This window comes from Methanobrevibacter olleyae, assembly GCF_900114585.1.
Classification (GTDB): domain Archaea; phylum Methanobacteriota; class Methanobacteria; order Methanobacteriales; family Methanobacteriaceae; genus Methanobrevibacter; species Methanobrevibacter olleyae.
The window spans coordinates 29989-46208 of sequence record NZ_FOTL01000011.1; the positions used below are offsets into that span (position 1 = coordinate 29989).

General features: G+C 26.4%; 14 protein-coding genes and 2 pseudogenes. 7 read left to right on the forward strand and 9 right to left on the reverse strand.

Annotated features, from left to right (window positions below; translation table 11 throughout):
* Window positions 1–92 precede the first annotated feature (92 nt).
* Entirely contained in the window at window positions 93–1355 is a 1263-nt protein-coding gene (locus BM020_RS04505; protein ID WP_067145683.1) for a tRNA(Ile)(2)-agmatinylcytidine synthase, read from the reverse strand.
* A 247-nt stretch (window positions 1356–1602) separates the two neighbouring features.
* Here BM020_RS04505 and BM020_RS04510 point away from each other — a divergent pair, with 247 nt between their 5' ends.
* Window positions 1603–2580: a transcriptional regulator gene (locus BM020_RS04510; RefSeq protein ID WP_082762223.1), complete on the forward strand. Its 978-nt coding sequence runs from the start codon at window positions 1603–1605 to the stop codon at window positions 2578–2580.
* Window positions 2581–2742: 162 nt separating this feature from the next.
* Entirely contained in the window at window positions 2743–2910 is a 168-nt protein-coding gene (locus BM020_RS09570; protein WP_158499580.1) for a hypothetical protein, read from the forward strand.
* Between the two features lie 168 nt (window positions 2911–3078).
* On the opposite strand, the gene fdhD is transcribed toward BM020_RS09570, so the two are convergent.
* The 3 genes from fdhD to BM020_RS04525 all read right to left on the reverse strand — a co-directional run bounded on the left by fdhD (window position 3079) and on the right by BM020_RS04525 (window position 5561).
* Window positions 3079–3882: a formate dehydrogenase accessory sulfurtransferase FdhD gene (fdhD, locus tag BM020_RS04515; protein WP_067145680.1), complete on the reverse strand. Its 804-nt coding sequence runs from the start codon at window positions 3880–3882 to the stop codon at window positions 3079–3081.
* 292 nt (window positions 3883–4174) lie between these two features.
* Complete coding sequence (locus BM020_RS04520) at window positions 4175–4990, reverse strand: hypothetical protein (RefSeq protein ID WP_234970516.1); 816 nt, start codon at window positions 4988–4990, stop codon at window positions 4175–4177.
* Between the two features lie 232 nt (window positions 4991–5222).
* Window positions 5223–5561 (reverse strand): heavy metal-binding domain-containing protein, encoded by a 339-nt coding sequence (locus BM020_RS04525; RefSeq protein WP_067145678.1) that lies wholly within the window; start codon window positions 5559–5561, stop codon window positions 5223–5225.
* Between the two features lie 456 nt (window positions 5562–6017).
* Between BM020_RS04525 and serA the strand changes: the two genes are divergently transcribed.
* Window positions 6018–7592 (forward strand): phosphoglycerate dehydrogenase, encoded by a 1575-nt coding sequence (serA, locus tag BM020_RS04530; RefSeq protein ID WP_067145673.1) that lies wholly within the window; start codon window positions 6018–6020, stop codon window positions 7590–7592.
* A gap of 231 nt (window positions 7593–7823) precedes the next feature.
* Here the strand turns inward: serA and BM020_RS04535 are convergent, their stop codons facing one another.
* The 4 genes from BM020_RS04535 to BM020_RS04550 all read right to left on the reverse strand — a co-directional run bounded on the left by BM020_RS04535 (window position 7824) and on the right by BM020_RS04550 (window position 11432).
* The gene (locus tag BM020_RS04535; protein WP_067145670.1) at window positions 7824–8663 is read right to left on the reverse strand and encodes a Mov34/MPN/PAD-1 family protein; all 840 of its coding nucleotides are present in this window, start codon (window positions 8661–8663) and stop codon (window positions 7824–7826) included.
* Between the two features lie 219 nt (window positions 8664–8882).
* On the reverse strand, window positions 8883–9644 hold the full coding sequence (locus BM020_RS04540; protein ID WP_067145668.1) for a tRNA(His) guanylyltransferase Thg1 family protein: 762 nt from the start codon (window positions 9642–9644) through the stop codon (window positions 8883–8885).
* Between the two features lie 203 nt (window positions 9645–9847).
* A complete protein-coding gene (locus tag BM020_RS04545) occupies window positions 9848–10609 on the reverse strand; it encodes an aspartate dehydrogenase (protein ID WP_067145664.1) in 762 nt (253 codons plus the stop codon).
* 412 nt (window positions 10610–11021) lie between these two features.
* Window positions 11022–11432 (reverse strand): PRC-barrel domain-containing protein, encoded by a 411-nt coding sequence (locus tag BM020_RS04550; RefSeq protein WP_074798387.1) that lies wholly within the window; start codon window positions 11430–11432, stop codon window positions 11022–11024.
* A 687-nt stretch (window positions 11433–12119) separates the two neighbouring features.
* Between BM020_RS04550 and BM020_RS09320 the strand changes: the two are divergent.
* From BM020_RS09320 to BM020_RS09420, 4 genes and pseudogenes are all read left to right on the forward strand, one after another.
* A pseudogene (locus BM020_RS09320) lies at window positions 12120–13198 on the forward strand (transposase).
* A gap of 135 nt (window positions 13199–13333) precedes the next feature.
* Window positions 13334–14140: a class I SAM-dependent methyltransferase gene (locus BM020_RS04555; RefSeq protein ID WP_067145660.1), complete on the forward strand. Its 807-nt coding sequence runs from the start codon at window positions 13334–13336 to the stop codon at window positions 14138–14140.
* 380 nt (window positions 14141–14520) lie between these two features.
* Entirely contained in the window at window positions 14521–14658 is a 138-nt protein-coding gene (locus BM020_RS09575) for a hypothetical protein (RefSeq protein ID WP_234970517.1), read from the forward strand.
* A gap of 313 nt (window positions 14659–14971) precedes the next feature.
* A pseudogene (locus tag BM020_RS09420) lies at window positions 14972–15096 on the forward strand (IS5/IS1182 family transposase); the annotation flags it as partial.
* A 194-nt stretch (window positions 15097–15290) separates the two neighbouring features.
* On the opposite strand, the gene BM020_RS04565 reads toward BM020_RS09420, so the two are convergent.
* A complete protein-coding gene (locus BM020_RS04565; protein WP_067145658.1) occupies window positions 15291–16016 on the reverse strand; it encodes a tRNA-binding protein in 726 nt (241 codons plus the stop codon).
* Window positions 16017–16220: the final 204 nt, after the last annotated feature.

Below are 16220 nucleotides of genomic sequence, written 5' to 3' on the forward strand. Positions count from 1 at the left end.
TTAATAATTAAAGAAATTAATAAATCAATCTAAATCCATAGTAATAAGAAATTAATAATTAATCTAAATCCATAGTAATAAGAAATTAATAATTAATCTAAGTTCATACGAATTAGAGGTTTAGATAAATGACGTCTAGCTGAAACTGGAGTTTCATAAAATTTGCCATTGATTAAACTACGCTCTACTATCTCAGGAACCTTATCATCAGAGCCTATTTTCCTACCACAGTTTTTACATTTAAAACCCTTTCCTTTACCTGCTGAGGTCATCCTCTTACCACATTCACAAATAGGATTCTTGTAAAGAAATTGATTAAGCTTTAAAACTTGGAACTTTTCAATATTAAAGGTATTTTGTTCACCTATTCCACCATAAACCTCTATTTCATCTCCAGCTTTTAATTCAGCTACAATTTTTCTAAAATTCTTAGTTGGTTCATATGCTCCACACTCAATTTCACCACTTTCATCATACAAAGTGAAAAACATGTGCCCCCCTTCAATTATATGAGGCTTGTCTTTAACAATCCCCCTTACTTTATAGCAGGAATACTGTTTAAGCTCACTTATCCTATTTGCATTTTGAATATGCATATCTGTATGTTGATTTGTTTTAAAAATACATGAATCGGCAATTCTTTCATTCGGTATAACGATATCCCTTGCAATATCCAAAACTTCAGGATTATTAGATCTTATACCATATAGAATAGGGCATGGAGTTTTAGGTTCAATAGCTAAATATTCACCATCAATATTTTCAAAAGTTTCAGGAAAAGTTTCTTTATCCATCCTAACAACAGAATCATAATCAATTTCACGTAAAGTTCCATACCTAGAAGAATCCCTATATGCTAAAAGTTCATAGGTATAATCTTCTAAAGGACAGGAAATAGCTGCAATAGAGCCAATGATTCCTCTGCCTTTTTTAAATTTATGAATTTCAGCACCGATTTGACTGGCAAATTCTTCTGCTTCTTCTATAGTTATTATTGAGTAAATGGCTTTAAATGCATATCTAATCATTTCTTCAGTGATTTCACCTTTATAGAAGACAACTCCAGGATTAGTGTTATCACAATCCATGATTGAAAGCTCGCTAACAAACTTAAGCACTATTTCTTTTGCCAGATCTATCTTTTGATTTAAATCTAATTTAAAAGAGATCCCTCCGTTTCCCCTGGTTTTAAATTTGGCAAAGGGATTTAGGCGAATTAAACGTGGAAAGCCAATAATTTCAATATCGTTCTTTTTAAACTCCTTTAAAATAGCAGATGCTAAAAATGTAGTGCACATTCCATCTGGAGAGTCTGTATCATCAATTCCTATATAAAAATAATCCATATTAATCAATCACTGAATTTTATAAAAATAAATTTAAAATAGGCTATTTTTATTGATTATGAAAATTAAAATAGTCAATTTTATATTAACCTTAAAAGATAATAATATTATTAAAATTTATTTAAACTAATTAATAAAAATTATCTTATAATATAATAAAGCCATCTGAAAAATAAATTAATTCATTAAGTAAAAAAATTTATTTCATTAGAAAAGATTTATTTTCATTAAATAAAAAAGGGGAGATCCTATGGCAATAACTAATAGGAATCAATTAATAGGAGAAGTTTATCAATTACTAAATAAGGAAGGTTTTGAAACATCAAATATCTATGATCAAAGCTGTTTTGATTTAGTAGCCCGTAAAAAATTGCTCATTTTGCTTTTAAAAGTCCTCATAAATATTGACAGCATTAATGAAGCACATATTGAAGAAATTAGACAAATTTCTAATGTTTTCTTAGCTTCTCCAATTATTGTAGGTATCAAATCTAAAAATCATATCTTAGAAGAAGATGTTGTTTATGAAAGACATGGCTTACCTGCAATTGGCCTTGAAACTCTTAAAAACATGATTGTTTATGATGAGTATCCTGAAATTTTAGCAGACCGTGGAGGATACTATGTTCAAATTAATGGAAATGTTTTAAAAGAATACAGAGAAGAGTATAACTTATCTTTAAAAGATTTAGCTGATTTGGCACATGTTTCAAGAGCTACAATGTATAAATATGAAAAGGGAATGGTTAGAGCCAATACAGAAACTGCTATGCTTCTTGAAGAGATTTTAAATACTAAGATAACACTTGACATAGATTTGTTTGAGCCATACCAAGAAGATATTAAATTAAAAGCAGATACAAGTAATTTAAATCAAACTCAAGGAACCAATGCTCAAAATTTAGCTAAATTAGGCTTTGGAGTAGTTTCAACTAATAAAAGTCCATTTGATGCACTTGCTAAAGCAGAAATAGCTACTAAAAAGAAAGAGCAAAACCCATTAATAGCTAACTTAAATGTTCAAGACGAGCAAAATACAAAGACATTAAATAAAATGGCAATTAGTTTAAAAGATCTTTCCCTTGTAACCTCTTCAAATCCCTTCTTTGTTCTTGAAGATGATAAAATTAAAGATTCAATTGATGGAATTCCAGTTATTAAATCATGGGAAATGAAAGAGTTTGAGAATTCTAAAGAGTTTTTAAAATTAATTAAAGAAAGAAGAAATAATTAATTGATATTAATTAAAAAAAGAAGAAACAATTAATAATGAATATTAATTAAAAAAAAGAAGAAACAATTAATAATGAATATTAATTAAAAAAAGAAGAAAAATTAAATCAATGATTAAATAAATTTATTTTGTATATGATTATTAAATTAAAAGGTGGATAATATGGATTTTAACAATAATAGAGCAATGATTATTCTTGTTCTTGCATTAATCTTAGCTGTTTTTTTAACTTTATATGTTGGAACTATAAATCCAGTAATAGCTGGATTAGGTATACTGGCGATAATTGTAATTGTAGCTAATATTTACATTGAAAAAGTTAAAAAATAGATAAAAATAGAAATAAAAAACCTAAAATAAAATAAGTTAAAAAAATTTTAATCCCTATTTTTCTATTGTCCAAAGCAACAAAAATCTTAATCCATAATTTTCTATTGTCCAAAGCAATAAAAATTTTAATCCATATTTTATGTTGTAAAAGGCAAGAGAAGATCTAGCTTAGCCATCTAAATTAATTCTCTCTGGTGCAGTATAAAGGTTAAATCTATCACCACGTACAAAACCAATCATAGTAATATTTCCCTTTTCTGCAATATCATAACCAGAACCTGCAGGAGCAGCATTAGAAACCAAAATAGGAATACCTACCCTAACTATTTTTATAAGCATGTCTGCAGGCATTCTGCCACTGTAGCTTATATAGGACTTAGACAGATCAAATCCTGATTTAGCTGCAGCACCAATTACTTTATCAACTGCTACATGACGGCTTACATCTTCACGAGTGATGAACTGATTTCCATAAACCAATTGAGCAACATGAACGCTACCTGTAGCTTGCCAAATCTCTGCTTTATCTGTAAGTCTTTTCATATTTGCAATTATTTCACTTGCATTAACAACCAAATCAGCATCAATAGCTTCAATATTTTTAAGTTCACTTCTCCATCCACCTGCACTATCAGACATTATACATTGATAAGATAAAACATCCCTATCTAGTTCTGGTTTTTCATCATCATTCTCATCATCATTCTTACCATGATTAAATTTAGTTTTAATGCTTACATATTTATCTTCAATTTCAATACTAACTATATCATCAATAGAATTTACTAAACCATCACCTAAACAATATCCAACAGCAAAATCATCTAAATCAGCAGGATATGTGGAAAACTTACGAGGAGGCAAATAATCAATATGGAAATAAATATTTTCATCTTTAACTGTTTGTTCTTCTACTTTTTGATAATTTCCATTTTCCCATCTAATAGCAGGAATTTTCTTAATATGCTCCATAAAATCACCTTAAAACAATTAGTATAATATTTTAAAAATCATACAATATAATTTATAACAATAGTTATATTTATAAGTTTATATTCATTTTAAATTAAAAACAATTACTTTTAAAAATTTAAATTACATTAATTTAAATTAAAAACAATTATTTTTAAAAATTTAAAGTATATTCATTTTAAATTAAAAACTATTACTTTTAAAAATTAAATTATATTAATTTAAATTAAAAAACTATTACTTTTAAAATTTTAAACTTTTTAAAAATTGAAGAATTTAATTCTATAAATCATTAGATCTTATTTAAAATTCCAAAGGTTTCTTCTGCTTCCATCTCAGATGCTATACCTACAGAAACCATTTCAGCATAGTCTAATGTTTTCAAGAAATTAAAAGCTTCTTCAGGTCTTTGAATACCAACTGCCAAAATCTTATTAATAATTATTTTTTTATCAATCTTATTAAGTAAATTCACTAATTCCTCTTGTTTATTAGCTCTAAAATCTGGAACATCCATCATATATCCGACTTTATTTACTGGAATCATATAAAAGTCAAATAAACCTTTATCTTCAATAATTGGTGAATCAATTAATTTTTCACTTGTTTTAAAAGGAAAAGAAGTAATAATGCCTGATGGAATACCAGTATCATTAATGGCTTCTAATATTTCAGTTATAAAATCCCAATCATAAGTATCTATAAGAAATTCATCTACAAGCATTAAAGAATTATCAAATTGTGCTAAATTTTCAATGTCTTCCTTCCAAGTAGCCTCTCTTCTTGCCTCATCATAATTCGGTAAAACATAATCCATTTCTGTCTTACCAATAGTTGAAACTGCTTGCATCTCCACTCCATCATTAGAAGCTATTTCAAATGCTTTTAAGAGATTTTCCTTGTTTGCTAAATTAATGGATCTTACTCCCAATTCATAGGATTTTTCAATGATCTTGCTTACATTATTCGGGTTTCTAAGAAGGTCTAAATTGTATAAACGAGTCCTATGGCCAAAATAAGCATCTGCAAGAAATGGGGCATTTCCTAAAACTACACGAGGGATTGATTTTCCTTTAAATTCTAAATCTTCATTAAAAATAATAAACACGACCTAAAAAAATAATAGTTATAATACTAGAATTGAAAATTGAAACTGTTTAATTCTGAATAAAAATTTAATTAAATTAATTATTAAACTTATCGAAAAATAGTTGAATAAAAAAATAAATTGAAAAAATAAATAGATAAAAAAAGACTCTCTTAAAAGAATAAAAGAATAAGAATAAAAAAGACTCTTTTAAAGAATAAAAATGAGAATAAAAAAAGAAAAAAGAATAAAATTATTCTTTTTCAATTACAACAGCAGTTCCATAAGTTAAAACTTCTTGCATGTTTTGGGAAATACTGTCTGAATCCATTCTAACGGAGATAATTGCATTTGCACCTAATTCTTTAGCATGTTCAATGCAACGTGTAATAGATTCTTCTCTTGATTCTTCCATCATTGTAACATATTGCTTAATTTCTCCACCGAATAAGCCTTTAATACCTGCACCAATATCTCCACCAACACCACGTGCACGTACAGTTAAACCATAAACAAATCCTTTATTTTCTACAATTTTATACCCTGAGATATAATTTGCACTTGAAATAGGAAATTCATCCATACTTACCATTTTTATGCCTCCATTATTTTTCTAGATTAACCGAAGTTAATTACTATAATATTTAGTTATATTATATATAAACCTTTTTAAATTTATTTTATAGAATTTTAAACTTAAATCAATATTAAAAAAGATTAAATAAATTAAAATAGGAAAATGAAAAAACCAACAATTCAAAAATATTTTAAAAAAAACTAATATAAAATAAATTAAAAACACTATCTTACAAATTATTTAAATATAATGTTAACGATAAATAATAACACTATAAGCTATCTAATCTTATCTTATAAATTTTAAAAAAATATGAAAATTAGATAATTTATCATAATTTTAAATATTAAAAAACTTTTATAAATTGAATAAATAGTAAAATAAAAGCAAAGGCTTAGGAATATTTAATTTATAAAAATAATTATTATTAAAATTACTAAAAACTTATTTCAAATAAAGAATGGTGAAATAATGAAAGCATTAGTCGCAGATGCAATAAATGAAAAAGGTATTGAAAACTTAAAGGAAATTGCTGAAGTTGTAGTGGATACTAGCATCAGCCCTGAAGAATTACTTGAAACTGTTGGGGAATATGATGCTATTATCGTAAGAAGTAGAACCAAATTACCTGCCGAAGTGATTGAAAAAGCAGATAAACTTAAAATCATTGCAAGAGCAGGTGTAGGTGTAGATAATATTGATGTAAATGCAGCTACCCAAAAAGGTATTATGGTAGTTAATGCACCGGAATCTACTTCAATCACTGTAGCAGAGCACACAATGGGATTAATCCTAAGTACCATCCGTAAAATAGCTATTGCTGATAAATCTACCAAAGCAGGAAAATGGGAGAAAAAGGCATTTATGGGAATGGAACTTAGAAACAAAACCCTTGGTGTGATAGGTATGGGAAGAATTGGATCTCAAGTGGTAAACAGATGTAAAGCATTTGAAATGGATGCTATTGCATATGACCCATATTTACCTCCTGAAGTAGCTAAAAACATGGGTGTTGAATTATATGAAAATATTGAAGATGTCTTAACTAGAGCAGATGTAATTACAATTCACGTTCCATTGACTCCTGAAACTGAACATTCAATTTCTACTGAGCAATTTAAATTAATGAAGGACACCGCACTTATTTTTAACTGTGCACGTGGTGGAATTATTGATGAAGATGCATTATACGATGCATTAGTAAGTGGAGAAATTCTTGGAGCAGGTCTTGATGTATATGAAGAAGAGCCTGCAAAGGACAATAAATTATTCCAATTAGATAATATAGTATGTACCCCCCACATTGCAGCATCCACTAAAGAAGCTCAAAGAGATGCAGCTATCATTGTAGCAAATGAAGTAATCACTTTATTCAAAGGAAAAATGCCTAAAAACATTATTAACATGCCTCGTATGCATAACAGTGAATTTAAAGAAACTAATAATTATCTGGAACTTTGTGAAAAATTAGGTAGTTTTATTTCACAATCTGCAAGTAGCCCTATTAAAAAATTAGAAATTACCTACAAAGGAGAAATTGCAAAGCTTCCAAATAGAGAACTGTTTACAAGAACCATTCTTCAAGGTATTTTAAATCCAATTACCGAAACTGTTGTAAATGCTGTTAATGCAACCACTGTAGCTAAATTTAGAGGAATTAGCATAACAGAGGCAGTAAGTGAAGACAGCGAAGGTTATGAAACTTTAATTAAAGTTTCTGCTAAAACTAAAGATGGGGAAATGTCTGCAGATGGTACTTACTTACATGAACCTAAAATCATTAAAATTAATGGTTATTGGGTAGATGTAAAACCTGAAGGAAATATGTTTATTGCAAAATATAAAGACATTCCTGGAAGTATTGGTGCAATCGGCACAAAATTCGGCCAGCAAAACATTAATATTGGCATCATGCAAGTAGGAAGAGACTCCACTGGCGGGGAAGCTATTATGATTCTTACTTTAGATGAACCAGCTACTAAAGAATCTGTTGAAGAAATTAAATCATTAGACAATGTATATGATGCAAGCAGTTTAATTCTTTAAGTAGAAAAAAGTCTAATTCTCAAAGTAGAAAAAAAGTCTAATTCTTTAAGTAGAAAAAATTCCAATTCTTTAAGTAGAAAAGCAGTAAAAACTCATTAAAGTCAAATATTAAAAGCTGTAAAAAGTAGATTTTTTAAAAACAACTTTCAAATACATTAGATTAGAATTCAGCTGAATTCTAATCTTTTCTTTTTTTACTTTTATTTAAATGATTTATTAAAAAACAGCTTTTTATTCAATATTATCATCATCTAAATTTTCATCATTTCTATTTTTAAATCCTTTTAAAATAGGTTTACCATCTCTAAATTCAATTACAATACCTAACTTAGGACTTTGGCCATTTATAGATTCTCCACCTATCTCAACTACTTTTGGATTTAAATCAATAGAGCCTAATTCATCATCAGATACATTATAAGGACTATAATTATTAGATTGCTTAAAAGAATTATTTGAACTATCTAAATTAGAACCATCAAATTCATGAGAATATTTATTAGTTTTTTCCCTATCATCATCAAAGTATGATAAATCCTTATCTAAATCAAAAAATGATGGATTGAGCTCTTCTTCACCTATTTCATCAAGTTCCTCTTTGATTTCTTTTAAATCTTCAAAAATTAAATCTTGATTAGAATCTGAATAATTGCCTACCTCAAATCTACTAGGCATGCCATAAGCATCATAAGCTTTCATTGTTTCTAAAGAATATGGTTCACAAAGGATTATATGAAATGGGCCATGTTTAGAAAAAGTCATCAAATCAGCATGAGAGGGATTTGCATTATTTCCAGGGTGAGAATGTACAGAACCCCATTTTTTCTGATTAGGCGGAATTAGCCAATCATTAAAAGATGCGCTTGTATGTGATCTTTCACCAGGTAAAAACAGCAATCCAGTTATATAAAGAACCTTATCTTTAACATAACCATCAAACATAGCTAAAAATTCATTAGGATATGATTTTTTAGAATAAAAAACTACAGAATCAATTACTCCATTATCAACGCATACCTTTTCAAATTGATTCTTTTCATTCATTTTTGATACTAAATCTTCAAATCCCATAGTAATTCCTCATTAAATCCTGTATAGCCAGAAATAGCTAAAAATTTTAAAAAGCCCTAAGTAAAAATAAAAATTAATATTATTTTAAATTATTAAAAAACCCTTAATTAAAAATAAAAATTAATATTATTTCAAATTATTAAAAAACACCTAATTAAAAATAAAAATTAATATTATTTCAAATTATTAAAAAACCCTTAATTAAAATAAAAATTAATATTATTTCAAATTATTAAAAAACTCTCTATTAAAAATTTCTAATTCATAATCAACATAAACTTCACTACGTGTAGATACTGTTTTTTCTCCTTTTACTGGATTGAAACCTTCTATTTCCCATGATTTTTTATAAATGCCAATGCCTCTCTTTTTCCAAGTATCAATATCATTTAGGTTTATTCCTCTCTCAAATAATAGATCATGAATTTCATTTGAGTTTAATCCTTTAATTTTTTCATTAGCTTCTTTGGTACCATATTCTTTCTTCAGTGCCCAAATGCCATATCCATTGATACAATTTCTCCAAGCTTCATCTTGTCTCCATTTGAAGTACTTAGCTATAGATTCATCATCTATTGGAATTATTCTTGAATCAAAGGATATGGGAAATACAATATTCCTATCATTGTCTGATAGTTTGTCTAAATTAAATTCACTTGAATAATCATTTAATAGATGATATGTAAAGGAACTTGAAGCGATTGAAGAGAATACTGAATTTATCTTCTCAACTCTAGCTGAAAATGGAATTTCATCTAGGAGAATACTGATTTCATCTGAGAAGGCATAAATAAATTTAGGTGAAAACTGATTAAAAATATCAATGCAAACATTAGCAATAATCTTATAAAATCTATCATCATAAGGTTTTGAAAGTTTTAAAGCCCTTGCCAAACTATGAAATTTACGGCCATCCAAACGTAAAATAATCTTAGAGTTCTTTGGAACCTTCATTGTTGAATAAATTTCATAATCCTTCATTAAATCACCTAAGTTCATTTTTTTAAATAGATAATTAAAACATATACCTTTAACATATAATTTTAAAAAAATATATTATTTACGTTCCTACTGAGCATCCGATATATTAACTATGTCCCTACTGAGCATCCGATATATTAACTATGTCCCTACTGAGCATCCGATATATTAACTATGTCCCTACTGAGCATCCGATATATTAGCTATGTCCCTACTGAGAAAGATTCGTTAAAGCTTCTTAATAATTTGATAGCTGAAAATGCAGCTAACATACTTGTTTTTGGATTTGCAGCAAATGGAACGTTTTCAGAGCTTGTTCTAAATTCACCAAAATCACCTTTAACTAGAACTTCATGAACATTTCTATCTACCTTAGGATCTACAATAATTTTAACATCAATATCCATATTACAAGCAATACTTAAAGAAGCAGCTACGTTAATATTTACTGGAAACTTTTCAACAGCTTCGTGAGCTTTTCCTTCAAATAGAATCTCTTCTTCTTCAACTTCACGGCCTAATGATTTAGGTGCTTTTCTTGTAGTTAAAGAAGCCTGTGTGATTTTACCAATAGATGCCGCTTTAATACCATCTAAACCTACAATTGCACCAGATGGAGCATATACTTTAGCCTTATGTTTTCGAGCAGTATTATGAACATTTTCTCTAAATTCCTTATCCATCAATGCTCCAACACTCATAACCATTAAATCTATACCTTTTTCTAAGATAGGTATAGCAATATTCTTTAAAGCAATTGGTGAAGCCGCTTCTACAACCAAATCAACTTTATCCAACATATCCTCTAATTTAATAATAGCTATTCCATTAGCAATGTGTGCTAGATTTTCTGCTCTTTCAATATCACGATCATAGAAATACTTGATTTCTATTCCTTCTTCAGACATGATTTCATTAACTATTGTATTTGCAATAGCTCCACATCCTACAATACCTACAATCATCAGTTCACCTCAGCTTAATAAAATAAAATTTTAAAAAAACAATAGTTGAATTATTAATATCCCTATCCTCAATATTAATTAATTTTCATTAAATAAAAAAAAATCTTTATCCTTAATATTAATTAATTTTCATTAAATAAAAAAAAATCTTTATCCTTAATATTAATTAATTTTTATTAAATAAAAAACTATCTTATTAAAAAATTTATAAATTCTAAGCTATTTATAAAAATTGATAATAGCATTGATAATATCAAAGAAAATTTTATAAAAAATTATAAAAAAATAGAATAAAAAAAGAAAATAAAAAATAAATATGTTAATTAATCTGAAACTACATTTAGAAAAATAGGCTAATAATCAAAGGATATGGTAAAAATCTCAAAGATTAAAAACATATTTAGTTAAAAAGCTATTGTTGTCCCGGTATAGGAGCTTCTACAGGAGCTTCTTTTGGAGCTTCTCTAACTGGGTCAGGTTTTGGGCGTATAGACATTTCTTCCCCTGCAACTGGAGGTTTAGGTCTTTTCAAATCTTGAGGATCAATTAACATAATGTCTCCAATAGCAGTAACCCTATCAAACTCTATATTAAGTAAGCCTTCTTGGAAGGTTCTACCTACTTCTTCTTCAGGAACAAACTGAAATCCGCCTCTAAAGATATCTCTGAAACCTGCACTTTTCCTTTCAGGTTCTAAAGCTTTCACTTGAAGTCTAGAGATAGTTCCATATCTAATATTAAGAACTACGTCATGAACTTGACCTACATATTGTCCTGCCAATGTATATATATCCAAATCATAAAGAGAGGAAACTTCTACCATTTTTTCACCATTCTAACTCAATAAATCAAAATAAAATACGTCTTATCAATGCATAAAAACATTGAAAAATCCTTTAATTTTTTAAAAATTTAGCCTATAAAGAATGAATCATTAATTAAAGATATGAATTTTTTAATTTAGATTTTTTAAAGAAATTCATATGGAATTTAACAATCAAAATATTAAATAAGCCTATTATATAATATATGTCTATTTGCTTATATAAATACTTTATGATTTAAAGCTAAAAAAACCTTATAAAATTAGAATAGAATAATGAAATTTGAAGAAAAATAGAAAATAAAAATGAACTATATGAAAAATAAAAAAAATAAGAAAGATTTTAAAGTGAAAATAAAAAATAACTTAATTTTCTTAATAAAAAATAAAATTTTTCAAAAAAATGATAATAACATGATATTATCATGAAAAATTCTGAAAAATTCCAAGAAAATGATAATAACATTGTAATATCATGAAAAAATCTTCTAAAGTTAATAAATTTTTAGGGGCCTGAATTTTTTCATATGAAAATTCCTTTGAATTTTCCCTATTTTTATTCATTATCCTAAAAAATTAGTTTTATTTCTAAAAATACAATTGTATTTTTAGTTATATAAAAAAATAGGTCTTCAGTACCGTTAAATTTAAATAATATGCTTAATAAATATATTATTGATGATAACAATGAAGCGTAGATTAAATTTAGATAGCAAAGACCCAAATTATATTTTGTTAAAAGAAATATTTAAAATTATTGATTCTAGAAAATCACAAGAAATATTAGCATCTTATGGATTTAAAAACCTAAATAAAAGAAGATTTACTTTTAAATCATTTTTATAAGCATATTCTTTGGTTTTGATATTCCATTCATTATAAATAAATTTAAATCCAAAAAATAACTTCGTAAAATTCTTTAATATTTCAGAATTTTCAACTTCAAATCAAGTTTTATAAAATTTTTTCAGAAAAAATAAACTCTGAAAAACTTTAAAATCCTTAAACAGAATCTTAAACTCAAAAAATAGGATAAAAAGAATAAAAAAAGGCTTTTATCATTGATGCAACTCCAATAGACTCAGATATCAATATTCCAACAGATAATAAAAAGACTAAAAGAATCATCTTCAAAAATTAAATCTCAAAATTGGAGCTATTCATCCCTCTAAAAGGATATTATATATGGATTTAAAGTAACAATTGTAATAAATTATGATTCCATGAACCCTGTATTATATTTTAATCCATTCTAGGGCTCCAAACGATGCAAAACTTTTGATAGTATTTTAGAAAACCTTCAAAAAAAGACGAATAATAAGAAAAATAGACATATTAATACTTTGATAAAGGATATTACAGCTATAAAAAATTACCAAATAGGAATATCAGCAAATATAAAATTGTTTCCTTTTATTTTTCCAAAAGAAAAAATTCAACAAAAACAAGATTAGATGACATTTTAACCTATCCATTAGCCGTATTCAACAAAACAGAGAAAATAATAAAAGAAAAAAGACTATACCAGATTAAAAATGGAATTATTGAAAAAATTAGATTCATGGGAAAAATTTAAACCAATAAGGGGTAAAATAGAAGATTTTTTCAAATTATTAAAACAAGGATTTTGAATATGAGAGAAATCCACAAATATACTCCAAAATCAGTTGAAAAAAACCGTTTATTTAAATGTATTTTTAGGAGCACTGATAGTATTACAAGGATTTTACTCAAAAACATCCATACAAAAATTATCAGAAAACTAAAATCTTAAGACTCCTAAACTTCTTTTTTAATTATTATAGCAAATTATATATATTTGTTTTATATTATAATAAATTAAATATTTAGGTTTACCTAAATATTTTTTATTTAATAAAATACAAAAGGAGAAAAATTTCATGAAAGAAAGTTTAGATTTATCTGCAGTTAGTGAAACAATGCTTGTTCCTGTATATGCAAGAGCTTTAGAGAACAAAAGAAAAAATCCTGCATTTTATGATGAAACAGCTATAAAAATCGTTAATAATCTTGATTATGATTTTGCTAAACGATTTAAAGCCTCTAAAAATAAAATGAACTTTTGGGGATGCTCTTCAAGAACAATTATATTAGATAGGGAAGTTAATAGCTATATAAAAGAAAATCCAAATTCTTCAATAGTTAATTTAGCTTGTGGTTTAGATGATAGATTTAATCGTGTGGACAATGGAAGAATAATGTGGTATAATATTGATTTTAAGGATGTTATGAGTTTAAGGGAGAAATTCATAGATAAAAATGATAGAGTTGTTAATATTTCATCTTCAGTACTTGACTTTAGTTGGATAGATAAAATAGAAAATAAAAATAAGGTTTTAATTATAGCTGAAGGCTTTTTAATGTATCTACCTGAAGAAGATGTAAAAAAACTATTTTTAAAAATTTCTGAAAGCTTTAAAGAGGTTGAGTTACTTTTAGAGATAATGTCTCGTTGGATGGTAAAGAATCAAAAAAAGCATGATACTATTAAACAAACTGGAGCTGTATTTAAATGGGGTGTAAATAGAACTAAAGATTTTGAAAATCTTTGTCCATCATTTAAAATAATTAGTGATTATAATTTAACAGATGAAATGAAAAGATATTCTCCCATTTTTATTAGATTAATTTCTCCATTTCTAAAGTCTAGAAATAATAGAATAGGAAAATTTGTTAAAATATTATAGAATATTGGTTTTTTAGAAATTTCTTATTATACACTTTGGAGTTTTTTTTCCTTTTTTCTATTTGAAGATATATTTTTGAGTTTATTGTAACACATAGACCCTATACTATTATATCTGCAGATCAAATTTTACTTTTAAATGAGGGATAATAGCTGAGAGGGGAACTCATAATGAATTAATTAGTATAAATGGATATTATAATAAATTTTGGACTATGCAGGAAGAAAATAGAACTTGGAAATTTTAAATTTTTAGAGAGTGTTTTAATTAACATTGAACTATTCATTTAATTAGATATCCATTAATCAAGGTTATATTCAAAGAAAACCTATTCACAACCAGCTTTGTTTACAATAATTGCATTGAAATTATATTTAAAAATGAGTTTTCGCCAAATAAGGAATTATATAGTACTTTCAAAAGAAATAAAAGAATTTTTAAACATTGAAAAAGCACCCAACTACAGTACACTTCAAAAATTCTTCAAAAGATTACCAACAAACATTTTGAATGAATAATCAACATAATAACTAACAAATTAAATATTAAAAACTGCATAGTTGCTTTAGATTGAAGTGGTTTCACTGGTGATAACGCAGACAAATATTACTCAAAAATAAGAGGAAATGAAAGAAAACACTACACCAAAATGCCATATTGCAATAGATGTAGAAAGCAAAAATAATACTTTATTCACAAGCTTTAAAAGGACCAAAACATGAGACAAAATTTGCAATCGCATCAATAAAAACAATAAAAATGTATAAACCATCATAGATATTTAGCAAATAAAGCATACGATACAAAACACATCAAAAGATGCATAAATTTAGAATACACAAATACACACCAAAATCAGTAGAAAAAACCGTAAATCTGATTGTATTTTCAGGAGCACTAATCATAACACAAGGCTACACAACAAAACAGACCTACAAAAACTTTCAGAAAACTAAAAAATTCAAACCCATAAAATTTTTATAAAAAATATTGAAATTCTGAAAAAATAAGAGTGGTTTAATGTTTATGAGATAAAAGTAATTTAAATTATAGAGAAGAAATTAATAAAAAACTAGATAAAAAATAAAATAATATTAAATTAATAATAAAATAGATAAATAAAATTGATTATCAATTAATTAAACTAAATTTAAGGTTTTAGGAAAGTTTCAATCATATTTTTAGTTTCTTTTAAAGAGTCCATAGGAATACCACTAGGCATTTGACCTAATTCACCATTAACTTCTTTTAAAATACTGCCATCCATACCTAAAAACATAGCTTCTGAAACAATTTCCATGAAGCTTGCTGGAGGAAGTAATGAAACACCTACTCTATTACCTTCTTTAACATTTAAATCATTAGTAACAACTTTTAAAGATCTTTTTCCAACATTTACATTACAAATCATAAGAGAATCAGCATTAGGATGTTTACTAACACTCATAATCTCTCCAACTTTTACATCAATACCAATAATCGGATCATCAATTGGGCCAAATTTAAATCTTAATCTAAGTCCTAAAATAGTATCTAAGAAAAATCTAACCTTAGCAATATTTTCTTCAGTTTTTTCTCTATCCTCTTTAGGAGTATTTGACATAAACTTATGTGCCCAGTCTTCTCCACCTAAAAATTCAATGATTCTATAAGCCTTATCTTCCAATTTTTCAACATCTTCACAATTCGCTAGTGTATCTCCTTCTAAATAACAATAAAGTAAAGATTGTAAATCCGGCTCCATCCTTTTAGCTTCTTCAATAGTAGCTTTTTTATTCCAATTACCTCTAAAACTACCAGTTTGAACAGTTCTTAAGAATAATTCTCTTGCTTTTAAAGCAATCAAAATCCTATAATCTTTAGCAGTGTCCCACATAATATCACAATTGATCAATAATAATTGTAAAAATCAAATAGAATTGATTCCATATATTTCTTATAATTCTTTAATAATATCCTTTTATTTAAATATATTTTATTTTTAAATATGTTTTATTTAATATGTTTATTTTTAAATATTGCTTTATTTTTAAATGTGTTTTATTTAATATGTTTATTTTTAAATATTGCTTTATTTTTA